Source organism: Butyrivibrio sp. (genome assembly GCF_017940685.1).
Lineage (GTDB): Bacteria > Bacillota > Clostridia > Lachnospirales > Lachnospiraceae > Butyrivibrio.
Genome location: NZ_JAGAYD010000015.1, coordinates 26,966 through 52,805, shown reverse-complemented (window position 1 = coordinate 52,805; position 25,840 = coordinate 26,966). Strand labels below are relative to the sequence as shown.

General features: G+C 42.8%; 31 protein-coding genes. 2 read left to right on the top strand and 29 right to left on the bottom strand.

Going from position 1 to position 25,840, the window contains the following annotated elements; translation table 11 throughout:
- Positions 1–79: 79 nt before the first annotated feature.
- The 7 genes from J6I68_RS01205 to J6I68_RS01175 form a co-directional block, all read right to left on the bottom strand.
- The gene (locus J6I68_RS01205; protein ID WP_292216551.1) at positions 80–1,669 is read right to left on the bottom strand and encodes a hypothetical protein; all 1,590 of its coding nucleotides are present in this window, start codon (positions 1,667–1,669) and stop codon (positions 80–82) included.
- A 143-nt stretch (positions 1,670–1,812) separates the two neighbouring features.
- Positions 1,813–2,001, bottom strand: coding sequence for a hypothetical protein (locus J6I68_RS01200; protein ID WP_292216549.1), 189 nt, complete (start codon positions 1,999–2,001; stop codon positions 1,813–1,815).
- A 600-nt stretch (positions 2,002–2,601) separates the two neighbouring features.
- Complete coding sequence (locus J6I68_RS01195; RefSeq protein ID WP_292216547.1) at positions 2,602–2,886, bottom strand: hypothetical protein; 285 nt, start codon at positions 2,884–2,886, stop codon at positions 2,602–2,604.
- A gap of 93 nt (positions 2,887–2,979) precedes the next feature.
- Positions 2,980–3,591, bottom strand: a complete 612-nt coding sequence (locus J6I68_RS01190) for a DUF2314 domain-containing protein (protein ID WP_292216545.1) — start codon at positions 3,589–3,591, stop codon at positions 2,980–2,982.
- Between the two features lie 35 nt (positions 3,592–3,626).
- Positions 3,627–4,037 carry a hypothetical protein gene (locus tag J6I68_RS01185; protein WP_292216543.1) on the bottom strand — a complete coding sequence of 137 codons (411 nt, stop codon included), beginning with the start codon at positions 4,035–4,037 and terminating at the stop codon, positions 3,627–3,629.
- A gap of 26 nt (positions 4,038–4,063) precedes the next feature.
- Entirely contained in the window at positions 4,064–4,576 is a 513-nt protein-coding gene (locus tag J6I68_RS01180; protein ID WP_292216542.1) for a transposase, read from the bottom strand.
- Between the two features lie 21 nt (positions 4,577–4,597).
- Entirely contained in the window at positions 4,598–5,248 is a 651-nt protein-coding gene (locus J6I68_RS01175; RefSeq protein ID WP_292216540.1) for a metallophosphoesterase family protein, read from the bottom strand.
- A gap of 141 nt (positions 5,249–5,389) precedes the next feature.
- Between J6I68_RS01175 and J6I68_RS01170 the strand changes: the two genes are divergently transcribed.
- Together J6I68_RS01170 and J6I68_RS01165 are read left to right on the top strand one after the other, a co-directional pair.
- Positions 5,390–5,872, top strand: a complete 483-nt coding sequence (locus J6I68_RS01170) for a cysteine hydrolase family protein (RefSeq protein ID WP_292216538.1) — start codon at positions 5,390–5,392, stop codon at positions 5,870–5,872.
- A gap of 21 nt (positions 5,873–5,893) precedes the next feature.
- Positions 5,894–6,052, top strand: a complete 159-nt coding sequence (locus tag J6I68_RS01165) for a hypothetical protein (RefSeq protein ID WP_292216536.1) — start codon at positions 5,894–5,896, stop codon at positions 6,050–6,052.
- On the opposite strand, the gene J6I68_RS01160 is transcribed toward J6I68_RS01165, so the two are convergent.
- From J6I68_RS01160 to J6I68_RS01055, 22 genes are all read right to left on the bottom strand, one after another.
- Positions 6,027–6,776: a hypothetical protein gene (locus J6I68_RS01160; protein WP_292216534.1), complete on the bottom strand. Its 750-nt coding sequence runs from the start codon at positions 6,774–6,776 to the stop codon at positions 6,027–6,029. The genes J6I68_RS01165 and J6I68_RS01160 overlap by 26 nt on opposite strands.
- Positions 6,773–7,486: a hypothetical protein gene (locus J6I68_RS01155; RefSeq protein WP_292216532.1), complete on the bottom strand. Its 714-nt coding sequence runs from the start codon at positions 7,484–7,486 to the stop codon at positions 6,773–6,775. The genes J6I68_RS01160 and J6I68_RS01155 overlap by 4 nt, the downstream gene beginning before the upstream one ends.
- Complete coding sequence (locus tag J6I68_RS01150; RefSeq protein ID WP_292216530.1) at positions 7,483–8,304, bottom strand: ABC transporter ATP-binding protein; 822 nt, start codon at positions 8,302–8,304, stop codon at positions 7,483–7,485. The genes J6I68_RS01155 and J6I68_RS01150 overlap by 4 nt, the downstream gene beginning before the upstream one ends.
- Positions 8,305–8,319: 15 nt before the next feature.
- Entirely contained in the window at positions 8,320–10,425 is a 2,106-nt protein-coding gene (locus tag J6I68_RS01145) for a M13 family metallopeptidase (RefSeq protein ID WP_292216528.1), read from the bottom strand.
- 158 nt (positions 10,426–10,583) lie between these two features.
- Positions 10,584–12,338, bottom strand: a complete 1,755-nt coding sequence (locus J6I68_RS01140) for a glycoside hydrolase family 13 protein (RefSeq protein WP_292216526.1) — start codon at positions 12,336–12,338, stop codon at positions 10,584–10,586.
- Between the two features lie 191 nt (positions 12,339–12,529).
- Positions 12,530–12,703 (bottom strand): hypothetical protein, encoded by a 174-nt coding sequence (locus J6I68_RS01135; protein ID WP_292216524.1) that lies wholly within the window; start codon positions 12,701–12,703, stop codon positions 12,530–12,532.
- A 69-nt stretch (positions 12,704–12,772) separates the two neighbouring features.
- Positions 12,773–13,756: an alpha/beta hydrolase gene (locus J6I68_RS01130; RefSeq protein WP_292216522.1), complete on the bottom strand. Its 984-nt coding sequence runs from the start codon at positions 13,754–13,756 to the stop codon at positions 12,773–12,775.
- A 31-nt stretch (positions 13,757–13,787) separates the two neighbouring features.
- A complete protein-coding gene (locus J6I68_RS01125) occupies positions 13,788–15,170 on the bottom strand; it encodes a transglutaminase domain-containing protein (RefSeq protein WP_292216520.1) in 1,383 nt (460 codons plus the stop codon).
- Between the two features lie 99 nt (positions 15,171–15,269).
- A complete protein-coding gene (locus J6I68_RS01120; protein WP_292216518.1) occupies positions 15,270–15,998 on the bottom strand; it encodes a MerR family transcriptional regulator in 729 nt (242 codons plus the stop codon).
- Between the two features lie 147 nt (positions 15,999–16,145).
- The gene (locus J6I68_RS01115) at positions 16,146–16,721 is read right to left on the bottom strand and encodes an SGNH/GDSL hydrolase family protein (protein ID WP_292216516.1); all 576 of its coding nucleotides are present in this window, start codon (positions 16,719–16,721) and stop codon (positions 16,146–16,148) included.
- Positions 16,722–16,740: 19 nt separating this feature from the next.
- Positions 16,741–17,052, bottom strand: coding sequence for an HNH endonuclease (locus tag J6I68_RS01110; RefSeq protein WP_292216514.1), 312 nt, complete (start codon positions 17,050–17,052; stop codon positions 16,741–16,743).
- Between the two features lie 79 nt (positions 17,053–17,131).
- Positions 17,132–17,257: a hypothetical protein gene (locus J6I68_RS01105; protein ID WP_292216512.1), complete on the bottom strand. Its 126-nt coding sequence runs from the start codon at positions 17,255–17,257 to the stop codon at positions 17,132–17,134.
- Positions 17,258–17,266: 9 nt separating this feature from the next.
- The gene (locus tag J6I68_RS01100; RefSeq protein WP_292216510.1) at positions 17,267–17,470 is read right to left on the bottom strand and encodes a hypothetical protein; all 204 of its coding nucleotides are present in this window, start codon (positions 17,468–17,470) and stop codon (positions 17,267–17,269) included.
- A 9-nt stretch (positions 17,471–17,479) separates the two neighbouring features.
- A complete protein-coding gene (locus tag J6I68_RS01095; RefSeq protein ID WP_292216508.1) occupies positions 17,480–17,701 on the bottom strand; it encodes a hypothetical protein in 222 nt (73 codons plus the stop codon).
- A gap of 125 nt (positions 17,702–17,826) precedes the next feature.
- Positions 17,827–18,288, bottom strand: coding sequence for an Hsp20/alpha crystallin family protein (locus J6I68_RS01090; protein WP_292216506.1), 462 nt, complete (start codon positions 18,286–18,288; stop codon positions 17,827–17,829).
- 224 nt (positions 18,289–18,512) lie between these two features.
- The gene (locus tag J6I68_RS01085) at positions 18,513–18,728 is read right to left on the bottom strand and encodes an aspartate dehydrogenase (RefSeq protein ID WP_292216504.1); all 216 of its coding nucleotides are present in this window, start codon (positions 18,726–18,728) and stop codon (positions 18,513–18,515) included.
- Positions 18,729–18,741: 13 nt separating this feature from the next.
- Positions 18,742–19,485: an MmcQ/YjbR family DNA-binding protein gene (locus tag J6I68_RS01080; RefSeq protein ID WP_292216502.1), complete on the bottom strand. Its 744-nt coding sequence runs from the start codon at positions 19,483–19,485 to the stop codon at positions 18,742–18,744.
- Positions 19,486–19,551: 66 nt separating this feature from the next.
- A complete protein-coding gene (locus J6I68_RS01075; RefSeq protein WP_292216500.1) occupies positions 19,552–20,454 on the bottom strand; it encodes a GNAT family N-acetyltransferase in 903 nt (300 codons plus the stop codon).
- A complete protein-coding gene (locus J6I68_RS01070; protein ID WP_292216498.1) occupies positions 20,444–23,401 on the bottom strand; it encodes a C2 family cysteine protease in 2,958 nt (985 codons plus the stop codon). The genes J6I68_RS01075 and J6I68_RS01070 overlap by 11 nt, the downstream gene beginning before the upstream one ends.
- Complete coding sequence (locus J6I68_RS01065; protein WP_292216496.1) at positions 23,371–24,171, bottom strand: hypothetical protein; 801 nt, start codon at positions 24,169–24,171, stop codon at positions 23,371–23,373. Before J6I68_RS01065 ends, J6I68_RS01070 begins: the two co-directional genes overlap by 31 nt.
- Before the next feature lie 65 nt (positions 24,172–24,236).
- Entirely contained in the window at positions 24,237–25,502 is a 1,266-nt protein-coding gene (locus J6I68_RS01060; RefSeq protein WP_292216494.1) for a HipA domain-containing protein, read from the bottom strand.
- 3 nt (positions 25,503–25,505) lie between these two features.
- Positions 25,506–25,718, bottom strand: coding sequence for a helix-turn-helix domain-containing protein (locus tag J6I68_RS01055; protein ID WP_292216493.1), 213 nt, complete (start codon positions 25,716–25,718; stop codon positions 25,506–25,508).
- Positions 25,719–25,840: the final 122 nt, after the last annotated feature.

Here is a 25,840-nt window from a genome sequence, read left to right as displayed (position 1 = left end):
GCAAGAGTAAATTCCAGAGGGCTGGAAGTAACTCTTGCCAGAAACGTAATTCATATTGATACCCCTTGCTATCTGGTTTTTAAAACGGTCCATCAGGTGCATCCAGCTCAACGTAACCAATCTCATACTTTCCATCCCTATATGAAAGATCAAACCCAAGACTGGCACCACCTCTTGGAAGCGGCTCTACATAGCATCTGATGGCAGGGTACTTCCCCTCCCTGATCTCTGCCCAGTATACACTCCTAAGTGAACTGGTCTTTTCTTCTGTCCACCAGTAGTTTATATAGTCATCATTAACCTCTTCGCTTCTGGATAGCCCTGCTTCTTTTATCGAATATCGGATCATAAGATCCTCAGGCTCTTCATATTCTATGGTAAATCCTTTTGCACCATTTTCACCGCTGGCAAGCGGAAGCTCCACCTCGCTGTATCTTCCGGAAGCATCTTTATCAAAGAGCCACAGGTCGCCGAAGGATAACGGATCTGTGCTTGTATCGTAGGAAAGGGTAAAAAGGATCTCTTTTTGTCCGTCTCTATCAAGATCACCGCCCTGAACATGAGGAAATCCTGTCTCCCATCCTTTTGGAACTGTAAGCAGATCTCCGTTGCCAAACTCTACAGTATAAACAGCAATCTGCTCTTCACCATTCCACTGGCGCTTTAGTCTGTCTGTTTTCCCATCACCATCATAGTCGCAGTTCTTAAAGTCATCCTGCCAGTAGTATCCATTGCACTCATCAACATATCCCTCGAACTCCCAGAGCAGGAACGGAGATCTATCATCATCGTACTCTGCCTCATCTGTTGCCACAGTATATTCCGGTATTTTCCAGTCTGTATAATCTGAGTCATTTGTTGCAAAAAGGTCTGTGTTTGCGTGGTAGAAATAGTATCTTCCGTCCTCAGTGATAAGAAGATCATATCCATCTCCCATTGTCGGAACAATGCACTCTATATGCCTTGCAATTGTCCCGTCTAAAAGCTTCGCAGCCTCAGAAGATACATCCCCTATTGTCGTATTATTTAGAAACAGCTCTTTATATGTTTCTTCCCTGAGAAGCTCTTTTAACTGCTCCAGGTCATACTCTGAAAAGTTTTCTGCAAGCACGTTCCCGTTGGTATAATATGGTTCATCCTGGATATAGTCCCCTGTTACAGAGACATTCATTCCCATGCCTTCTACAAATCCATTTGCTATTACATGAAGTCCGTTGTCGTCTAAAGAAAACCCAATGTAAGCAGGTTCACCGTCGATATCATCATTATCAAACTGTCTATATATCGCCTGGTTATCTGAAATAAAATATGCTCTCCCAGCTGCATCGCCCATATGTGAGTAATAGTAAAACTCACCAGTAAAGTCAAAGCCTTCCTCGTTCTGATCTTTTACTGAGATATCCGCGCTGAGAGAAGAATGTACAGAGGTCCTTGTCCAATCTCCGGTAAAATTCACAGCACTGCCTACGAACTTCCTTCTTTCATAAAGCTCTGGAAGATTATCCTCTGTAAAACCAATTTCAGTTGTTTCTTCATTAGACTGAGCATTATCTGTTTCAATAGTTTCTGGTACTGATGCACTCACTGCTGCATTATCGTTTTGCGCCCCGCATCCAGTAACTAAACACGTCAACGCAAGCAATATGATAGTAGGAATGTTAGTTCTCATATAGCCTCCTTCTTTGGAATGATCCTGTCGATATCCTTGAGAAGCTTTGTTTCTAAATATCAGTTTACACCATTCTAATTAAAAAAGCCCCAAAGCATTTAGCTTCAGAGCCCTTTTAGCGATATGGAATAAGTTCAAGTATTTCAAGCAGCTACAGCCTTATTAGAAACTGGTGTACCAACTCTCTTGATCATCTGGTAGATAACTGCTGCTATTGCTGCTACTGTGCAGATTGTTGCGAATACAGGAATGAATGTGCTCATCCCAAGGATTACGATTCCCTCGAATACCAATGTCATGATAATGAATACCTTTGCGATTAACTTTGCCATAATATTTATCTCCCTTCAGAATTATCTGTTGTTTTTGTTTACAATTCTTTATACGGGGGAAAAGAAATTGTGGCAAAAAAATGATAATAAGTGACCAAGTTCAGCTTACAAAATATCTGCTAAAGCTAATAAAACGGACCATTATATCTATAGTTTTTACAACGCACCATAGCACAAACAGTACTGGCGAAAATATAATCATCATAAACATCATGTTTTACAGCACCTCCTTTGTTTCCTTTGCTTTTCCTCTGTTTTCCTCTGTGTTTGATAGCTTAATCCTAAATCTTTATGTGTCCAACATTCGCCACAACGTAATCCTGCTACACATCTGCGTTCGCAGTCCAAATAAATATTTAACCTTCATAACACCAGTAAACATACGGCTCGCAAATCAGTTCTTTTTGCGCACAATAAAAGAGCCCCAAAGCGTCATGCTTTAGAGCCCTTACCATTCTTAAAATCCATATCATTCTTAACCAGCTACATCATAAATACAAAAATCCTCAAAATCCCTCCTTGTAGCTTATGAAACTACTTGGTTAGTCTTTCATATTAAAGTATCTATTTTAAATGATGGAACGTACGGGACTTGAACCCTCAAATAGCAACTCTCCATTTACAGGTAATTTTGTTAAAATACAGCCTGACTGTGTGGTACACATCCAGCACCAGAACTCTACATTCAAAAACATCCTCACGCCGGTCAGTTAATACTCCATCCGGTGTAGTATAAACATCCTTTCTTAGAATCTGCCTGTATCCTTTTATCGTATATGTCTCATAAATCCCATCTTCATTCATCAGTCTGAATCGCATGGGCATAATGGTTCCATCTGCATTATGCTGGCATATGACATCCACGTTACTGTTGATCTTACTCATTACAATATCCTCTAAAAACAATGATAGAACACGTGTTCTGCTTTGTAAATAGAGATTTTTTTCCTCAATCAACGTGGTTAATTGCAGTTTGCATCAGAATCTCTTTACACATACGAGTTTCTTATCATCTGTTTCGGATAGCCTGAACTCAATATCATCACCTTTTCGCACTCCAAAATACTGGTTGGGGTCATTTATGAGCGTCCCAACGATGTTCTTTTCGCCAACTCTCTTCGCTCTTACCCAGCAACCTTCTGCTTCCAATCCTTCTTTCAGGAAATAGACCAGTATATCATCCGGATGGAATGTGTCCCTGCAGTCATCTATCAGGGACAGTCTCCTTGTCTCCTCTACGTCATCTGAAACATCATAGGTCTTTAATATAGCCACTTTTTCTTTATACTGCTCGTGAAGAATGTGGTCCTCAAGAAGAAATACTTCCCTGTCCATAAGGTCCCTGTAGCATATGGGGATCCTGATGTCTGCTCTTGTTTTGGCAAAACGGAATCCTTCAAGGATCTTCTCAGCACAAGCAATCACTTCAAACATCAGCCCCTGTTCTTTATCTATGAATCCGAACGCAAGAAAATACTCAGGGATCCTTTCTCCGGTCAGATCCCTTAATTTGTCTAAATCACTTTCAAGAGCTTTGATAACACAAAAATGTTTATAAAGTCTTCTAAAACCTGCTTCTTTCGCGTACATGTTATTCCCTTCCAAATCCATATTGATAACTCTTCTTAATCACATAAGTAAAACCACAGGACGATCATGTCTTTTCCATCCTTAATTATACGGAAGATATCCATAAGATTCCCTCTGGATAGACAATCACCATCCTCACACACCTTATAATATCCTCCCTCATTTTTTGCAATCTCACAAAGGAGCTGTGAGGGTTCCGGTGCAAAATGAAATTGAGTAGCAATCTTATTCATATTCCCTTGCGGATCGTCTATCTCCATTAGGCTTATCTTATTAAGCGGAGGAGAAAGTTCTAGCTCCATAAAGTACTTCTCAAGAATAGAAAGATCATCAGCAGCACCTTCAAGGACATCAAAAGCAAAGAAGTACGTTGCCCCATACTGGGTAAACTCTTCTCCTTCAATCTCGTGGTCGATCTTTTTTAGTTTCTCTAAAAGCTCTGTCATTTCATAATATCCTTTGATTCATCCGGTTAATGAATTGCCCTGATAAGCTCCTTGACCGAAAAATGATCCGGATTAAGATACTTCATTCCACTATCTATCTTTTCAAACGCATCATAGTCAAACTCAATATCCTTATCATACAGAAAATCATCCCTGATCCATGTCACTGCTGAAACACAGTCCGGAAGACTGCACTCATCATTTATTGACAGTTCCTGGCCGTCAAGATCATCAACAGGGATAATCGTCATGTTATATTCCTCAGTATCCCTTTTAAATTTCTCAAGGACTGACTTTTTGATAAAAGCATATTCATAGTCTGAAGTCACATAACCAATCAGGTTCTTGTCGACAAGTTCAACAGAATCATAATAGCTGTCAATTGTAGGATCGTAATAAATCGTATAGATTGTTTCGTCCGGATTACCTTCGCCACTAACAAAATAATTACCTACAATAGCTTCCAACTTTCCGGATAAACTCATGCTACCTTTTGTAGCTTGTTTGTCTAAATGAAAATAATCATTCAGCTTTATCATGAATAAATCTCCGTTTATACATTAAGAAATTCTTTGCAGTATTCCTGCCACATCAACTCCGGGATGAGTCAGGTACATCCGGCAGATGCTCTCTGCTAATTCCTCTGATATCTTACATGCCTTTGCAATCTCTTCAAAGCTCTTTCCCTTATCAGTGAGCTTCATAGCTTTTGAGATTATCTTGTCGATGTCCTTGGGAAGTTTTGTTTCTTTTTGGTCGTTTCCAACGACCATTTTCCTGAACTCAAAATCTCCTTTGCCTCGAATTTCAAGAATAGCAAAAGTAATTTCCTGGTCTGGTCTTCTTTTCCCACAACAGCCAGGGTTGAACCAGATCTGCCCATCTTTTTCCACGTTAGAATACTTATGGCTGTGTCCGTAGATTATGATGTCGGTATCAACGACATCTTCAGAAATCTTTCCTTTGTTATGGATGACAAAGATCTTGTTTCCAAGAATTTCCAGCCTAGCAGTCTGAGGAATATGCTCAGCCCACTCCTTGTCAGCATTGCCCCTGACGACAGTCAGGGAAGATGAAATCTCTTTGAGCTGATCCAGCACAGACTGACAGTCTATGTCACCAGCATGGATGATCATGTCCACGCCTTTTAATCCATCTTTCACTTCTTGGCGCAGCATCCCGTGGGTGTCTGAAACGATTCCGACAAGCATGATTTAGCCCTCCTTATATCAGTTTACACCATTTTCTACTAATACCTCTTTTTACCTCGAAGAAAAAAAGAAATATGCCAAGGATTTTCGCCCTGTCCTACTTTGCCCCAACAAAGGATCATTTATAGCGTGGAATAGAAAATGTGGCAAAAAATATTTTATAATTACCGTATGAAGACTCTTTTAGTAATCGATGTCCAAGAAAAATACCTGAGCTACTATGACGCTAGCCTTGTATCAAGGATCAACGCCAGGATTATTGCGGCAAAGTCAGACTGTGATCAGGTATTCTATGTCCGTAACATAGGTATCCATGGCGATAACGATAGCTACGCCCTGGCCAAAGACCTCCTCATGGTCTCAGATCACATCTATGAAAAGAGCTTTCCAAGCGCCTTTACAAATGATTCTTTTGCAAAAGAGCTAAAGAGCCTGAACATCACTGACCTTGAGGTAATAGGCGTAGATGGCAATAGCTGTGTAAAGAAAACCTGCCTGGATGCTGTCAGCGCAGGTTACAAGGTAACTCTTAACCTTAGGTGTACAGCCGCTAAGAATGAAAAGATATTTGAAAAGACACTTGAAGAACTGACAGATGCTGGTGTAGTAGTGATCAATACCTGATTTATAGAAAGGATATATACCATGAGTAATAACAATTCCAACAACAAAAACAAGCACAGCATCAGTACAGGAGCTGCTGCGCTCATATCTGTACTTGCTGTGCCTGTAGAACTACTTCTTCTCAATATAGTTAAGGATACCGACGGTAACAAACTTAGAATTCAAGCTCTTTTTTTCTGAAAATGAGTATAGTCAGTCCAAGTGCTCCGAAAATGTAGACCAGTATCATCATGAGCATATATCCAAGACCGCCGGCGAAATCACCCATAATAAAGTCCGAGCATGCGACAGACATCATACCTGAAACATAATACCTTTCCGCATGGTACTTGGCGAGATTGGTAAGCTGCAGGATCAGCTCAAGCGATAAAGGTATTATGATCTGGAATGTGAGATACGCAAACAGGCCTACAGCAGCGTTTTCAGAGATGAAATAAAAAACAGCTGCTATTGTAACATAGGCGATTGTCTCGAGAAAGCTGGCAACAAATAATACGAACATGAATCTGTACTCAATGGGTAAAAATGTCACTCCAAATACAGCTTTAAGTATAAAAACATAAGCAACAGTGATCAGCTCCATCAGAATAGTAAGAAGACAAAGGTCCAGAAATTTCCCGAAAACAAATTTATCTCTCGACAGCCCCCTTCCTATTACCCCTATCATTACCATGGATTTGAACTCATCAGCATATATGCCGAGAAGTGCTGCAAATCCAATGATCGTCGCTGCAAATGAATGCAGTCCCACAAGCTTACCCAGCACACCGAAGTCTCTGTCAGGGCTTTTATCAATATTCATTGCAATGCTGATCGCTTCGAATATGAACCATGCGGCTAGAAGTACCCAGGGGAGTATTTTTACGAGTACACGTTTTAAATCAGCTTCAAGCAGTCTTCTCATAGATCCATCTCCCTTCTGTCAAATATTGCGATATTTATGGCGACAACAACAGCCAGATAAAAAAGTGCCGGTATGATCGTGTATCCGATGTTTCCTGCCTGAAAATCAGCAAAGGACGAATCCAAAAGTCCCATATAGCTCATGTCATAAATCGGGACTTTAAATTTGTCCTGGACAGCCTTTAGCAGACCTGAGCCGACAGCTCCCGCAAGAACCAGTACCAGCATGCCTCCGGCTGCGCTCATGGTCAGGAAAAGAAACAGCGATGCAAGCGCCATTATTCCCAGACCTCTTATGATGCAGTATACGCAATACAGAAGCAGAAATGCATTCTGTTTGGGCGATACCGGGAGGTTTGCTAAAGTGTCTTTTGTTACTGCACTGGCATACAGGATAAGATATGTCCCGCAGTACAGGAAAAATGAATCTTTAAGTTTGGAGAACACTATGTTTTTGCGCTCCATTCCCATTCCGATCATGCTTATCATTATCCCGCTCTTTATCTCATCAGAATAAACTGAAAGAAAGATCGGGATACTAATGAATATAAGACCTATGTTTCCAAACAGTGTCTTGTACAACTCCATCTGGGCAGCGGATGTATCAGCAGCATCCTTAAGGAGAATAAACAGTGCCAGTATCAGCACGACCACATACATCGACGGTTTGGCTATTATTCTTTTTAAATCTGCTCGCATTAGTCTATTCATTGATTTGAACCTCCGATCAGTCGGAAATAAACATCCTCAAGAGAAGACTTCTCTGTGATCTCACGCATGATCCTGATTCCGTTCTCTTCCAGTATCTTCTTGGCCTTTTCAATGTCATCTACTGCAATCTCAACTGCCGGCTGATTCTCCTGAAGATCCTGCTGCGTGATCTCTTTTACCACATAACCTTCATTGACGATTCCGAATCTGTCCGCTGTGTGCTCAAGTTCACCAAGGATGTGAGATGAGATGATAACTGTCATGCCATGTTCATCCCTGAGCTTTTTTACCAGGTTACGGATATCGGCAATACCTTGCGGATCCAGACCGTTTGTAGGTTCGTCCAGTATAAGGATATCTGGATTTCCAAGGATAGCATTTGCTATTCCAAGTCTCTGCTGCATACCAAGGGAGAAGGACTTAACAGGCTTTTTGACACCTTTAAGACCAACCACCTCAAGGACCCTTGCAATCTCCTGCTTGCGCTCTTTTCTAGGGATGCCCTTTACAGTTGCAAAGTACTTAAGGTTATTTTCCGCATTAAGATAATTGTAGAATCTGCATCCAACCAGAAAGCCGATCTTACTTCTGTTCTTTAGAAGCTCCTTCTTGTTTGTAGAACCTACAATTGATACGTTTCCGGAGTTTACCTCGGACAGGCCCAGGATCATCTTAAAGATCGTGGTCTTACCTGCGCCGTTCCTGCCTACAAGGCCGTAGATATCACCCTTGTTCACCTGCATATTTACATTTTTAAGCACTTCGTGCTTGCCGTAGGATTTATTTACATTTTCAAGTTTAATAACCGCTTCGCTCATTTTATTCCCTCCCTGTCACCAAACCTTGATCCTTTTTTCCGGCTCAAGGTACATTCTATCGCCTTCTACAACTCCGTATGTTTCGTAAAACTCATCAAACTGCTGAACTCCTACATTTATCCTGTAGAAAGCAAGAGGATGAGGGTCGCTGGCGAAATAGTTCTTTTCTGCCTCCAACGGAATGTTGACCCTCCAAATTCTTGCATAGGAGCTGAAAAACAGATCGTAATCAAAATCAGGGACCTTGGATGCCAGATAGAGACAAGCCTTTAGGCCTCCCATATCTGCTGTTGCTTCTCCGGTGAGGTTTGAGCCATTATACAAACCGGATCCCGGGTAAGGAGTTAAAGTTGAATAATATGAAGCAACCTTGTCGTTGAGATCGCTAAATGCCACCTGATCCTTATAGGGCATCCAGGAGTTCTTTAAACCGTTCTTGTCGTAAAGAGCTCCGTCTCTGTCAAAGCCATGGGTTATCTCGTGTCCGACTATGGCACAAAGACCGGCCAGCTTCTCCTCATAGGTCATATCAGGTGCATAACTGCACGGCTCACATATTCCGGCACAGATATATATTCCATTGGTAGCCGGATTATAAAATGCGTTTGTCATAGTAGTAGAGCCATCAGATGCAATCGGATCCCAGTAATCTCTCCTGAATTTCTGTCCGGAGAGGAAAGCCGTGTGATACATCTGATATCTTTCCATCGCATAATAGGCATCCAAAAAGCTTCCGCCCTCTTCTTTGGATTTGAACGGAGCCTTACTGTAATCAAGCACCTCAAAACTCTGATACGCTATATGTATCCCTATGTTATTGAGCTTATCAAGACATGCTGCCTTACCCTCGTCGGAAAGCCAGGGTTCCTCGGCAAAGATAACGTTATATGCATCGATGATGTCTTTTGTAAGCCCCGTAAGTTCCGCTGTGGTTGCGTCATCAAAATAGTTCTCTACATAAGTTTTATTAAGAGCTCCCAGCATTGCAGTACGACTTATATAGAATTCAAACTGTAACGAATCTTCTTTCTGCTGCTCTGACTGGCCGATATCCATGGGCTGCGAGCTCCTGGACTTTGACAATTCGTCCAGCTTTTCAAACGTTGTTCTGTCAAGGTACATCGCACTGTTAAGGCAATAATTGACTACCATATAATCTTTGATCTTTTCAAGGTATCTCTTATTGCAAAGTCTGCTCAGCCTCTTAGTATAAAACTCGGGAACAACAATATATTCGGCATCAGTAAATCCCCAGGCATCCAAAAGCTCTATTAGCGGGAAATCTCCTGCAATCTTCGCTGCTTCATCCCTGGTCTTTGTGCCCTCCTCCAGGTCTTCCAGCTCCATAGGCACAGTTGAGGATGCAACCTTTTTCTCCCACTTAAGGCAGTTCTTAAGGGTATTTTTCGCATCCTTCTGCGTATATCCAAGCTGCTCCAGCATGTACATAACCTTATTCTCTATTGCTTCGTACATTTCCAGAGTCGATGCCGCGTTCAGTTTGTCATAATAAGTCTGTCCGTTGTCGGCCTGAAGTGAAAGCTTCGGAACATCGATATATGTGAGATTGATATCAGGATACTGTTCAATATGATATGAATCCATTACATCTACGCTGATAGGTGCCAGCGCCAGCGGATTCCTTTCAAGATCACCAAAGAAAGCATACAGTTCATCCATGCTGCTTATGGATTCAATATCTGCTATATAGGGCTTTAGAGGTTCTACGCCCTGACTGTTTCTATAATCCCAGTCTGATGAAAGCGCATAGTACTTTCTCAGCACCTCCGCTTCTTCACCGGGAATTGATTCATCTGTAACGGCTTTTTTCATTTTATTAAGGACTTCATCGGAAACATCCTGAAATACACCGTAGTACCTGTCTCCAATCTCCTGCTTCCAGGCTTTATTTTTGGCCGCCGCAAAATCGTCCTGGGGACGGTACTCAACATCTGCCTTTACTGAGCCAGAGATATTGGAATCCACCCACCCCTTACTCAGTGCAGCATCCAGCTCCTTCTTGATCCTGTCTCCCGCAGCCTCCTGCGAGCCCGCAGAACACGCCGTCAGGACAAAGGCAATAGCCAGCGAAAGCATTACCGTCGTTGGTCTTCTTTTCATTAGTCCTACTCCTCTCGTCACCGTGTTTTTTAAACATCAATAGTTCTCACATTACCATTATAATATAGATTAGTGTTCGATATTTCCTAAAAAATTATAAAAAAAAGAGCCTCCGCTTGATGCGGAAGCTCGAACACTTACATATCAGTTAAAATCTTTTACTTTTTAAGTATCAGCACTCCGTTAGGCTCAAGGTTACCATCGTTCCATTTACGGGAATATACAATGCCGGAAAATCCGCTGATATCGATATTCACCGCATTTTCCTCGCAGTTGAGGTAAACCTGAATGCTCTCATTTTCTCCGATCTTGGTAAAAGAGATAACCCTCTTCTCCTCAATATCGTTGGGGAAGTGGAAGTTCCTGCTTTTGCAGGACTGAAGGGTCTTTCTCATCTCAATGAGGCGCTTCATTTCAGCTATTTCGTTAGCTTTTTTACCGGAATCGATCTCATCCCAGGGCATGCATCGCCTGCAATCCGGGTCGTAAGAGCCCTCCATGGCGACCTCGGTACCGTAGTAAATGCAGGGGCTTCCGGGCATTGTAAACAGCACCGCAAGCTGCTGGTAAAAGATATCTATGTTGTGACAGGCTTTATCCAATAGCCTGTTGGTATCGTGTGAATCCAGGAGGTTGAACAAAACATCGTTCACCTGCGCAAAATACATGGTGAAGCATCTGTTTATATCGAATTCAAAAGACTCGCGTCCCCTGTTCTTGTAAACCCAGAAGTCAGAAATAGCCGTAGTCAGCGGATAATTCATGACCGAGTCATACTCATCTCCGCGAAGCCACGAGATCGAATCGTGCCAGATCTCGCCCAGAAGATAGAAATCGTCCTTAATATGGCAGGTCATGTATCTCACAGCCTTGAGGAATGAATGTGAAACCTCATTGCCCACGTCAAAGCGCAGTCCATCTATGTCAAAGGTCTCGATCCAGAACCTGATGATGTCCAGAAGATAGTCCTGAACTGCAGGGTTGTTGGTATTGAGCTTGGGCATGTACTCTGCAAAGGCAAAAGAGTAATACCTTCCATCCCTCGTATCTCTGCCCTTCTCCAACGGCCACTTGTTTATCATATACCAGTCGGCATATTCAGATTCCTGGCCCTTCTCCACAATGTCCTTCCACATCGGATGGTCAATTCCGGTATGGTTGAACACCGCATCCAGCATGACTCTGATGCCCATGGCGTGAGCTTCATCCACCAGTGCGCGAAGGTCATCGTTGGTACCAAACTGAGGATCCACCTTCTTGTAATCTCTGGTGTTGTATTTGTGATTACTATGCGCCTCAAATATCGGATTTAGGTAAATGCCGGTGATACCAAGATCCCTGAGGTAGGGCAGTCTGTCTCTTATACCCCTGATATCTCCGCCGTAGTAATCATGAAATCCCACTTCTCCGGTCTGCCAGGGCATAACACCCTCGGGATCTATGCTCTTATCGCCGTTACAGAACCTCTCGGGAAAGATCTGATACCACACAGTATCATTGACCCAGGCGGGAGTTTTGCAGACATCCGCAGGATTCATCCAGGGCATGATGAAATACGAGAGGGTCTTGCCCTCAGTATTCATCTCTTCTTCTGTATAGAAGCCATCCTCAAAGTAATACATTACTTCCTCTCCGGAATGGAGTTCGAAATAATACTTGCACCTCTTATATTCCGGCCTGAGTGTGGTGGTCCACCAGATGTGATCCTTAAGCCTTTTCTTGAAGCAGATTTCTTCCTTCTTCCCGCTCCAGCGCTCATTTCCGCCCATTATTCCGGCATCATACGGATCACCATAGTATATATAAACTTTATCTACGTCATATCCTGTTTTGATATTGATGATCAGCTGCTCTGTATCCAATGGATAGCAGTACTGCTCTGACATTCGATGATATATTGCACTTAAAAACATGGGTATCTCCTTTCGGAAAACGTTTTCCGTAACAAGGACACTATATCTTATTCTCGCCCAAATTGCAATATCCATTTTTAGGAAATCTAGATATCACCGCACGAAACATTGTTAGACGCAAATATAGACACTACACAAAAAAGGCGCAGGACTTCTCCATCCTGCGCCTTTAGTTTCATTGATATTCTATTTTACTTCATGCCCTCCCACAAACGTTCCCGCTCGGTGAAGGCCACCGTTGATTGTCTGGAAATCTCGGGCTTTATCTCCTGATCACTCACATCATCAGTGAACAGCGCCGCGCTTTCCTGATCATCGTAGATTGCATCTTCTTTAGTGACATGAACTGAATTCTTAACTTCCATGATCCTGCCCTCCAAAAAAAGAATTATTTATCTACTATCATTATACTCCTTCTCCGGCCAAAAACATATTTAAAGACTTTCGTAAAACTCAATTGCCCTCTCAGGCCAGCCCTCCATGCTCATTCCATCGCCATCAGCAAATCCATGTCCGCCGGTCTCTCCCATCTCAAACCTGACCTTGATCCCGGCTTCCTCAAGCGCAGTGGCAAGGTTCTTGGAATGATCTGTGTCTACCAGCTCATCCTCTGCCGCTACAAAGATCGCTGTGGGCGGAAAGCCTTCTACATGGAGCGGTACTTCGAAGCTGTTGTTGCAGGCCTCTTCCAGGCTGCATCCAACACTGGACTGAGCATAGGCATCTTTTGTCTCACCGATATCCCATTTGGTATCGCGAATAACCCTGTAGGATGTGACAGGATATATTGGGAAACAAGCCTGTGGCTTTGGCAGATCAAACTTCCTGTAGCCTTTATCGGTATTCCAGAGGCATATTACATATCCACCGGCTGAAAATCCGCAGGTAATGTACTTGTCTGGATCGACGCCAAATTCTTCGCTGCGGAATCTGATGAGCTGAAGCGCTCTTGCAACATCCTCCATAGATTTTACTGCAGCCAGATCAACGCTGACACGGTATGTCAGGATAAAAACGTTGTATCCTTTTTTGTTAAAGCGCGCCGCAACCGGCCAGCCTTCTGTAAGGCTCCATACGTTAACGAATCCGCCCCCGGGAACAAGCAGGATAAAGGGCTTGTCAGCGGCCTTTTCATCATCTGATGGCAGATATACCACATTTATGTTTTCCTTCTCAGGGTCCCTGGCCCTCTCATCCTCTGAGTACAATTTGTAGTAGTACTGCCTGCGGGATGCGACATCGAAAAGTCTCTCAAAGCCAGTAGCCATATTGCGCCAGCCCACTTTTTCTCCGATATCCTTAAGGGTCCAGTCATAGAATTCCTCTTTTGACAAATCCCACTTGCTAATGGCGTCCTTTGAGATCTCTGAAATTAGCGGGTCTTCTAAAATACTCTTAAGAGTTCTGTCCTGAAACATCTTTTTCCCCTCCCAACTACTCTTTTCATATTCAATCGTCTATTCTTATTACGTTTCCATCACTATCTACGTTATAGTGATAGGGCCTGCTTGACCCTGAACCGCCAAGATTGACGGTGACAGAAGCCGTATCACCATTGGTATTAACAGTTACCGAGGGATTGCTGGCTGCCTTTGCTGCAAACTTGGGTTTATGGTCTGATTCCACACACTTTGGCAGATAGACCGAAAAATCCATTCTCCTGTGCTGCTTATTTTCCGCATCACTCAGATTAAAGAAATCGTAGTTTTCTCCAGAATCATCCCAGGTGCAATCAACATTATGATACCCATCATCCAGCAAAACAATGTTCCATGCGTGGCGCTCCCTGCCGCCCCAGCCAGTGCAGTTATATGCCGGCACTTCAAGGCGCTGCATCAGGTACTGGAAACATCTTGCATAGCCAGCGCATACAGTATAGTTGTCAACGACCGAGCTATAAGCACTTTGATCAAGGGAATTATGCTGATAATTCAGCTTGTCCACAATCACATCATGTATGTACAGCTCTTTTTCGTAGGCACTTTCCAACTCCTTCGCCCCAGCAATAAGGTTATCAGATATATTATCAAACCTCATCCTGGCATACTGTATATCATTAAAGTTCTTATAGAACTTAAAGTCAAATTCAATGGCTTTTCCCTGATAATCGTACTGAGTGTAAAAAGAAATATCAACCCAAAAGAGCTCCGGATGGTCATTTAGCACACAGCAAAATGCACTAAATATCTCGTTATCATTTGCATCTGACAATACCGGCGCAAATTTCTTTTTCTGAGCAAGTGCGTTGGCGTATATCTGCTTGTACAGCGCCTGTCCGCGACTGTTCAGCATATGGTAATAGGGGTAAAACAGCGGGTCAAACGTAAGATCTTCACCAGTATCCCCATAATCCAGCTTTTCACTTCTCTCTTTAGCCTTTTCCTCATCCTCAATGTCTACAATCTTGGGCTGAGGGGATTGCATGTCGGATTTATCCTCAGGATAATTACCGTCGTCAGTATTCTCCTGGGGATGTAAAAAAGCATCGACAAAGTCCTGGTACTCTGGATTATTCTGAGTATCCTGGCTCACTGTACTGGGATCCCAGTCATTTACATAATCGTCGTAGGTCAGGTCATAATTGTACTCATAGTTTTCCTCGCTATCTTCTTCGTCCTCAGGCTCAGGTTCGACAGATACCTCTGAAGTAGCTGCTGTGGCCACATTGTTCGTCGTTTCTTCCGCGGCAGCTTCTTTCTTCGGTGCATTTTCAGCAATCCACTCTTTTAATCCCTTGCTAACATCAGGGTTCATCCCGCAAAACAGGATAAAGAGGCATATGGCAATAATTATGCCCAATATTATGTATAACAGTTTCGACAAATTCTTCATGGCTCACCATCCTTGGTCAAATCCTCTAATAATCCATTTATCAGGCCAAAAAAGGGGAGCTATGCTCCCCTACAGAATATTATAACATAAGTGGTCCATTTACTTACCACAATAGATCTTGATCGTCTGAGAAACGAACTCAGCAGTTCCTTTACCACCCATCTTGTCGATGTTCTCAGTAAACTCGCCTCCACCGGCATACATCTCACCAAGGCTGGATAGAATCTCATTAGTGCAATTGTAAAAATGCTCGGTGATAAAGCTCTGCAGTTTCTTTACCTGATCCTGTACTTCAAAAGATGCAGGATCTTGATCCTTCATAGCTCCAAACTCTTCAAAAAGCTTCATGAAATCGGTCATCATACTTTCTTCCTCGCTCTTTGAACGCTTTTTGTTCTTCTCTTCAAATTCCTTAAATTCTGGAGTATTACCCCACTGTTCTTTTGCACGTTTAGTGTATTCGTCTATTTTACTTGAATCAAATGCTGTAAAATCCAAATCTCTCACTCCTCTCAGTTTTAATTCACGGCACATACTGATCAGATTTTCAATATGTTCCTTCTTTAATTCAAGAAGTTCAATCTGCTGATCAAGTGCCAATCTCTTGTCAAAATCAGATCTGGTTACAATATCCTTGATATCCTTAAGCGGAAACTCAAGCTCCTTAAACAATAAAATCTGCTGCAATTTCTCCAGCGCTGCATCGTCATACAGCCTGTAGCCAGACTCCGTGTATTCTGCCGGCCTTAAGAGTCCTATTTTGTCGTAATACTGCAATGTGCGTATACTCACTCCTGTCAGTTTACTTACCTCATTTACTGTCTTCATAGCTTACTCTCCTTCACGTGTAACTATAGCTTAAACTATTACGTTACGTCAGAGTCAACACTTTTTACAAAAAATTGCAAAAAAATATGGAGGCTGATATTCAGTCTCCATTTTTCCGTCTTCATCATCTCTTTCACGCAAGGCTTATTATATTCCTTCAGCCAAGATCTTCTCCGCAAAACGCAAGTGAGCCTCTTCCGTAAGATGCACTCCGTCATAACATAATGGAAGATCCCACTCGCATGCATTTAAGAATTTCAGCCCTTTTTCACTTGCTATAGGCCCATACACTGCCCCAAACTTCTGTGACTCCCTGACTATATCAGGGTCAGTCCAAGCCCCAAGGCTCATCTTGGGTGGTGCCACAATCACCATGTTCTGGACATACTCAGCTACACAGTCGCATAGAGCGAAAAGAAATTGTCGTAACCGAATCCCTACATCCTCGCATGATGCAGGGGACATATTCAGCAGGTCATTTGAACCAATCATTATGAAGATAATATCCGGGCCCCACTCCTTGATGCTTCTGCCAATTGAAGCTACAGCACTGTCCGAGCCCGGAATCGAAAGGCCATTATATCCCTGATTGTTCACCTCGTACTCAGGCATCTGGTCAATCACACCGGTCCACCTTATATCTCTGGGATATCTACCCGTTCCGCCCATTCGTGGATCGAAGCCATATGTATTTGAATCACCAAAAGCAAATATTTTCTTCATAAAATCCTAAAATGGTCCATTAACCCCGTCCCCATGGTCCATTACTTTTCCATTCATTCCTGTATTCATCAGCGTTCTTGCAGAATTCTCTTTTCAGAAAAGGGTAATACTCCTCTGCCGCCACTATCCTTGAGCCCTTCTGCTTGTTGCAGCTCTTGCATAGCGGAAGAAGATTTCTCTCGTCATCAGCTCCGCCCCTGTACTTGGGGATGAAATGCTCAATCGTAGCCTTCTCAAAAGAGATGGGTTTACCACACCTGGCACATACACCATCCGTTTTGCCAAGAACGACCCGCTTTATCTCTGCCTTTCTTTGCTTTTGCCCCCTCATGCCGTCCTCCACATGGTCTTTCGTCATCTACAGCCTTTGCTCTATTCCCTGATCATTTCCATGATCTCTTTATTTCGCTCTAGCATATTACATCTTCCTGAAGCTCTCTGTATTCCTCAACGGCCTTTTCAAAGGCGCTCTGGGTCTGCAGAACCCTGTCAAAGAGCTTCTCCATCGCGTTTATTCGTTCAATTCTGCTGTCCATACAATCACCTCAGGCCCTTTTGTAATCTTCTGACACTTCCAGAAACGTCCTTGTCCCTTCGATATAATCAGCATAGGCCGTCTCAGCATCTTTTCCGTGAAAACCCTTGCACAAACCGCACATGTCACAGTCCGCTATACACGGAAATCTTCCCTTAATGTATGCTCTTCTCTCTTCAACTGTCGATTCTGAAATCTCTGGTGCAATTCCCATAGTAATACCTCAGTGTATCTGCCTGTCCTGGCGGTACTTCTCCATGTACTCCTGATTAATCTCACGGATCTCTTTTTTGCCATCAATGTAGTCCTGGTAAATGTCCCAGGGACTGCCACCGCCAAGCCAGCACGAAGAGCAGTTTTCACAACCACCACCGCAGTCAAGCGATGACTTCACTATCTGTTCACGTTCTTCTTTTGTTGTGTCCTTGATCAGAATTGATTTCATGAGAATCCCTCCGATGTTCACAGACCTACACCCTTTTATTTGATGATATCATTAATCATTTCCCAATACTAAAAAATCTCCCGGCACTATATGAGTGCCGGGAGATCACGGTGTAACTTATGCGATCAGCCCTCGATGGCTATCAGATTCTTTTCCGGAATCTTATTTTCTATTGCTTTCTTAGGAATTGTCAGGGTAAGTACTCCATGCCTGTAAGTTGCCTCGATATCCTCTTTTTCTACATTCTCTCCGATGTAGAAGCTCCTTGTCATGGATCCTGCATATCTTTCCTGGCGGATCAGCTTGCCTTTCTTGTTGTTTTCATCCTTGTCAAAGCCTTTGGCTGCGTTAATGGTCAGATATCCGTCAGTAAGTTCTACCGTTATCTCTTCTTTCTTGAAGCCAGGCAGGTCAATAGCTACTTCGTAGTTATCATCCTTCTCCCTGATATCGGTCTTCATCATCCTTGACGCTTTTCTTCCATAGAGCTTGCGCCCCATGTTCCTCTCCATGTCATCGAACTCCTTCATTGGGAATCCAAACAGGTCATCAATAAAATTCTCTTCAAAAATACTAGGTGTTAACATAATACATACCTCCTTTGCTTCAAAAACAATTGGTTAACTGTTATTGAGCATTGGGACGGAGGGTTTAGATCTTAGGAAAAGTTAAGTCCTAACGGTCTTCTCTGTTCCTTTGTTCTATAATGACTATAACACCACAATTAGCACTCGTCAACCCAGAGTGCTAATTTGGTTAAAAAAGTATTGTAAACTACAATACAAAATTCATCATCAACATTTTAGAAAAATCAGTATATCTTCTCTATCTTCCCCTCAATTCCATACATGTTCATGAACTTTTGAAGATCATCATTTCCTCTAATAAGCATGACTTCCTCAAACGCACCTGTATGGATGTCCTGAAAACCTGCTACCTGCTCCCCATTGCATATGCTTGCCTTGATCACAGGTCGCTGGTTCTCTTTGTCGTATGTTTTCTTGTCACTCTTTTTCTTAAATAGCATAGGCATATCCCTTTTAAAGCGCCGCGCTAAGGCTGTTTGGAATTCCCCTGGGTCCTCGCACAGCATAGATCCCATATTCCGACTTGAGCTTCTCAAATGTAAATGCATCGCGCTTGTAGCGCTTCAAAAGCTTTATCTTCATCAGCGCTGTTATCTTTAGATTCTTATCCTCATAATCATAGGGAATATCCACCTCAGTAACCTTGCATTTGTAAAGAATCGCAGATACCGGCGCTCCAACATACAAAAATACCGTATCGCCCTTGATGATTCCGGCTCCCTGCTTCCAATCTATCTCATCAGCTGCCTCGAACGCTGCCTCAACATCGTAATACTTGGGATTTGCAGGCACTATCCACTCCTTGGGCTGCCTGAATTTATCCTTTTTCTTCTTAGAAGCAGTGTCCAGGAAACTTGCATCTATCATTCTACAGACCTGCTCCAGCTCCACACTTCCATCAAGCATTATGGTGATCCAATTCCGCTTGTTCATGTGATATCCGGGAAGATAGCCCTCCTGCTGCAAGAGTATATCCCTGAGCATCAGATCGTCGATCTTCACATCAATGATATCAATACGCTCTTTCCCAGGAAGCCCCAACTTATCAGCATCCACGTCCATGATGATAGCAAACCACTTGCGATTGTCATCATGTCTGAAAACAGCGTAGTCCGGATAGCTTCTCCAAAGATTCTCCGGAGAGGCTTTATACTTCTTTTTTATATACTTAGTTACGTTTTCTCGAATTGAAGCCATCTCAACCCCTTTACTCTTCCAGCAATCAAAGCTGCTTCTATCACTTCCTGATAAATTAGCGAAGTTTTACAGTAAAAGTGCTTTTTTTAATTCAGCTTCAAAAGCCAAAAGTGTGGTAAAGAATGCTTCTTCTGTAACCGGATACACTGCCTCCGTCAAGGTGTAACGAAGCATTATTCCCCCCTCATCCGGAATGGCTGTCAAGAAATAAGCACTTTTATTGATCTCATTGCTTTTTAAAAGAAGCTCATCCTCCGTAGCATCCATAGATATAAAAGAACTGAATATCATATAAAAATCACGAAGTGGACCACCATCCGGGAGATAAGAAATCTGAATATCATAATCTCCATGATCTGCCCATATATAGTTCTTTTCTCCTGTGATCACTTCGGCATCGTAGCCTTCTTCTTCCAAAAAATCCTTTATCCTCATAAGCTTAGGCACCATGATCGTCATCAAGGGATCAAGATTTACAGCCAGACGCTGCGCATCGAATCGATTCTCCTGAATAACTGCTTCTGTCTCAAATTCCTCCTCCCAGATCATGGCAAAGCCGTCTGATTCTTCTTCCTCATCATGGTAAAATCCGTTTTTCTCAAAAAAAGGCAACAGATCTTCCTGATCCGCAGGCACCTCACAGGCAACCACACGAAGATCTCTCTCAAGAGCATACTCCTTGGCACGGACCAAAAGGGTAGAACCGCACCCCTGCAGCCGCTCCTCTTCATCCACATAAACTGATCCCACGATCACATTGCCCTCCAAGATGAATAGCTTCATGGCCCCTGCAGGAGTCCCTTCGTTTTCTATGCCAAAAGAAATTGTCTCAGCCCCTTCGTAACCCTTAGTAAGCTTTGCTCCTTCTTTCAAAAAACGTTCGTAGTTTTCACTGTTCTTATCATCCACCAACCGGATTCGAAGAGCATTACCCATTTTCCGAACAAATCTATGATTCTCACTTGTCATTGCCTTTTTCCTCCTTCTCCTCAATGGACATGTCTTCACCGAACATGGCAAATTCGCTTAGTTCCACCATGGTATAGCCTCCGGTTTCCTTGGTATTATTTCTTCGATCCAGTTTTTTGGTCTTTGGATTATAAAAATACTCCGTTCCCGCTGTACCCCAGGGATTTCTCAAGATCACAAACTTATAGGTCTTTCCGCCGAATTTTCGCTCTGCCACTCCGGTGATATTGTAGGCATGGCCTCCTGACAGACCTTTTTTATTCCCGCCAGCAAGCTTCAATCTCTCGCTCGCAACGGCATATGTTATTCTTCGCTTGTCATCAAGAGCCTTCTTTATGTCATCATAGATCTTATTCACCTGCCCATAGTACTTGCCGGTGCCACGCTTATACTTAAGCATTTTGTCGTCCCAAGCGTCACGCCTATCGTTTAACAGCCATTTCACCGCATCCAGATAGGGTTCTGAATCGATAAATTCTCTCCTTTCCTGTATCGACTCCGGGCCTCCTTTGTCCTTTTTTATAAACGCTTCCGTATAGGCCCGAATCAGCTTCATGAAAATCTCTCTGGGATTTTTGTCGCCATCTGACAGCTCTTTATGATCCTTATAATATGTATAAAAACCATGTATATAATAACCAAAGAATATGGCTTTTTTCTCATCTTCTTCTTTGACTGTCTTTCCGGTGCAATTCTCATAGAGGACTATATATCTCTCATTCACAGTTGCCGGACGGTTTTCTTTGACTCTGTCGATCCATTGGCTTTTGTCACTTATCTTTTTGTTTTTCTTTTCATCATTTCGCTTCATGATACCGCGGAGACGCTCACTGGATTCCATTTCTGGAGCATCAGGAAGCAGGCATTCAAAGTTGGTATCATACTCTGGCCTAACTGAGTATTTTTTCTTTTTATCACGCTTGTCCTTTTCTTCCACATAGAGGTTTGCTTTCGCAAGCTCTGACGTTTTCATATATTTTCCGGTAAGAAGAGGCATCACCAGTGGTGTAAATCCTCCTTCGTTAAGAATCTCAAAGTTTCCCTGTTTCAGGTTCTTTTTATCCTTCCCCTCTTCATTCAAAGTAGCCTCTGAGGCAAGTATCTTCAGATTTTGAAAGTGATCGTAATCCATATTCAATAAATCACGATCTTGTTTTTTTATTTCGTTTACCTTTGCATCTAAACTTGCCGCAAGTCCTGAACAAACGAAAGCTTTTTCAAGCATGCGTACCCAAAGCCCGTTACCACCACTAGCAAAGTAATTAGACCCAAAACCCTTAACCTTTACAACTGATTTTTTTACCTTTACATACACAGGGGTCAGTTTCTCATCCGTTGAATCATCATATTGATAGAAGCGTACTGTGACGGTGCCGTCTCCATTATCCTTCATCATGTCTTTGATGGCTTTTGGATTGTCCTGGACTACACTACCTATAGCCGTCATAAAGAAGCAGTCCCCAAGTGCACCTTGAGCGATATCATTGACACTGGGTTCTCTTTGGAACAATGGGGTATCCTTCTTATCTGACCACTTCAAAAACGGCCAGGATTTAGACACCCGGTGCGGCTCCTTTTTGGAATGATCTATCATATGGATTTTCCCTTGTGGGACAACTAACGTGCCTGTCTGCTCCATAAAGATATCAGGTACGACAACATTGCTATCCTGATGCTGTTCATAGATCATATTTCCGTGACTAGACAACATTTGGCTTCGTTCCCGCCAGGTGAATTCTGATACCGTAACACTGGTCTCCCCTGTACGGTCATACAGCTCCATCCTCTTGGAAAGTCCCGACGCCTTGACCTCTTTGTAGAAGATCGAAAGAGACTTTTTAAAAGCCTTCTCCTTTGTTTCATCATACAGACTGCCAAAGGATCCCAGAAGCTCTTCTACATCCGTTGATAAAAGGTTATTTAAGATATCATGATCCGCCTTTACTGGCGAATTTTTTATCTCCACCAAAAGCGCATGCATTTCCTTCTGTGACTTATTTGAAATTATCGCATCAAGGATTCGCCTGGTATTGGCCTGCCTGTTCGAATCCAGCATATTCAGGTTTTCATTTTTTTGCTTCGTAATGCTGACAACATCATGAAGGCTTCCGTCCTCGCGTCGCATGGATTTTATATCCGCCTTCTCATACAGATCCCTTGCACCGATACAGGTTGCAAACCGGGATAAAAGAACCTTTTGGGTGTTTTCTTCTGTAACATCTGAAAGTGTCTCGTTCTCTATGGCCCCGTCATTTACCGCCACATGTGATAAAACATCAGAAAAAGAATAGAGCGCAGCCCCCTTACTTCCCTTGAATCCCGCGCGGCGAAGGCGTCTTGCGGAGTCTGCGATCATCTTGCGCTCAGAAGTTGCCTGAAGCAGTATATCCTTCACGATCAAAAGGCGCTGTGCACCGCTTGGAAAAATGGGCTTCCCCGCTTTTTTGACATACTTTTTGCAGGCTACGATAAGCTCATCATACCCCTGATGTATCTCGTCCAGATTCTTTTCAAACTCATCATCGTCAACAATAGTGGCGATCTTTTCATTAAGCATGGTAAGCAACGCTTCGGTCTTATTCTTCACCAGCTTCATCTTTTCGCTGTCCCCGAAGGTTTTCCCATGAGCCAAAAGCCGTGCCTTGGCTTCAGAAATAGAAGCATGACTCTGGGGCATGTTCTTTTCCGTCTCGGTACGTTTGATGGCCTCAGCCTGCATACTCTGCAACTGGTTGCTTTCCTCAGCATTAATCTCCTGAGGCATTGCAGCTTCCACAAGGTTTTCTATGTTCTGTTGGGCCTCTTCCTGCTGGACATTTACCGCAATCTGGTTGTTGTTTTCCACAACCTGTTGAACATTCATTTCTTCATTCGATTGGATCTCATTTGAAATGACCTGCTGTTTTTTCTGTTTTTCTACCTGTAAGCTTTCCTCGTTTCCGCCCATATTCTGCTCCTTTTAACCTGATCCAGGTCGAACTCATATATGTGTAAAACGGTATCCCCCGGCATACTGCTTTTTATCTTTGAAGCAGCCTGTGCTATAACTGCCTTACCAATCTCGCTATCATCAGCAGAGTAGAAAAACGGGCTGAGCCCATCCTCATCCTTCTTTATAAGGAGCACTGCCTTCACACTGCCATCCTCTGTCCACACATAAGAAAGATTCTTATCCGACATGGCAATGGCATCATCCGGAAGCAGCGGATATAGCATCTTCTTTTCTTTATCAAGATATTCATATACGGCTTCTTTCTCGTTATGATCAAGCTCCGTGAGCAATGCAATACTGTCGGAATACACTCTCTTTTCCATAAGGTCGTCAGGGATTTCCGAAATAGTCATATCACGTCTGATCTTTAGTGGAATCCTCTCCTCTTTTAAAAATCCGCCTGCAATATCCGAAATCTCGGGGTCCTTTAGACTGATCACCGTTTCCTTCAGGTGTGCACTCTTAAACACCCTGGCATATTCCATCAGCAGGTCATGAAGTATCTCCTCTTCTCTGTCATAGGCAGCAAGGGCTAAGATAACAGCCTCGTCTTTTTCCACGAAAAAAGTCAGCACTCCGGATGCCAGCTCTCCCTGATCAAAATCCGTAATGGCGCCAAGAGCAAAATACCCCCTTGTGCCCACCTTTTTTTGTTCCTGTTCTGACAGGTAACCTGCAAAGGGCAGTATTGCACGTTCAGTGATCGTAACAATCCGTGTGTTCATGTGCGTCTCCTTTTTGTGCATAAAAACAAAAGGGTGCCATAAGGCCCCCTTAGGTCATTATATCATTATTCTGTTCTCTTTTTACTCTTAAGGATTTCTTTTTTCAAAGAATCCACTGATTCAAAACCGAGATTTGCAAGTTCGTCTGCAGCCAGATCCATTGCATGTTCAAGCCTGTTTGCCACATCATCGAAGATGTTTAGCACGACTCGCGATGTCATTCCAATCTCATCAGCCGCCAAGCTAAAGCTCTCTCTTGTAATTCTCTCTATATCTAATTCTCCACCAATGTAGAATGACATATCTGATGTGGTCTTGTACACCCTGGTTGCAACCAGGTCATATGCAGGAGCCAACCTTTTTGACTTTAAGTCCGAACTATAGAGTAAAGAGAAGTTTTTTACATGGCAATCTGTGTTGCCTATAAGATAATTGAATACTATCATTCGAAGCAGAGCCTGCTGATCTTCAATTGGTTTTGAAGAATGATTTCGTACGAGTTTAAACATCTTTTGCATGTACATTAATTGTTCATTCTCGTATTTATCTTTTGCAGAAATACCAAGTGCCTGTGCGAAATCTTCCTGATGTAATCTGGATGGACAAGGTTTACCATCAATCATTCTATTACTGGAAAAAGTCCTGTCATATCGCTCAGTTGCATATAATAGCTCATCATCGTTGGAGTTCATGTCTACAATGAAGCTATGTGGAACTTCTATTCCCAGATTTTTTGCTGTCAGGATACAAAACTGCTCATTTAGTACAATCTGTTTCAATCTCACATGACTTTGCTTGACGATGTGAGTACTTGACGCATCTCCTTTGGGCAGATACCACTTATCCTCCATAGCATCATAGTAAAGACCCACTTTACCCGTTGCTCCTGTCAAGGACAGATGTGTCTCCATCAAAATCTGAGTGGATTTCGTTGCACCTTCAGCTGCAAGCTCTTTTACTCTTGCATCCGAAAGTAATTCATACCCTGCATCCTCAGAACTATCGCCCTCTACAACCTTAATCGCGCCGAGGCACTCTTTACCCAGCACTGCAAGTATTGTCAGATAGTCCTTCTCATCTACCTTGATCCAATCCGCAACTGCTCGTCTGGAAAACCCCTCTGGCAAAAGACCTTCGAAGAAATTTGTTGTATCTGCGGCGCTAAAGGCTTCATCCTGCAAAGGTAACGATATGGAGATTGGCGCTGCTTCAAAGTTATGTAAATACTCAGTATCATATTTGAAGCATGCATCTTCATACGTGTTGCCATAAATAGTTCCCACAAATTGCATCTGTCCATTTATTTCAACGTATACCTTGAGTTCTCGCATGCTTCATCCCCTCTCATTCAGCTCCACATCAAGTCCAAGCAAATTAGCGACAGTGAGCGCTTTATCAAGCTCTATGGTTTTTTTTCCATTCTCCAGGTCGGAAAGGAAACTTATGCTGAATCCAGTAAACTCAGAGATATACTTTTGTGTATAGCCCATCTGCTTTCTTCTTTTTCTGATCATTTCTCCAAATGAGATTGAATCTGCAATCTTCATATACACCCCTTAGCCGTACGGCAAAATCATCATGGATTGAGTGCAAAAATAAGCCGTACGACTCATTTTTTTGCCATAATCATTATACAATGAGCCGTACGGCTAAGTCAATCATCAAGATT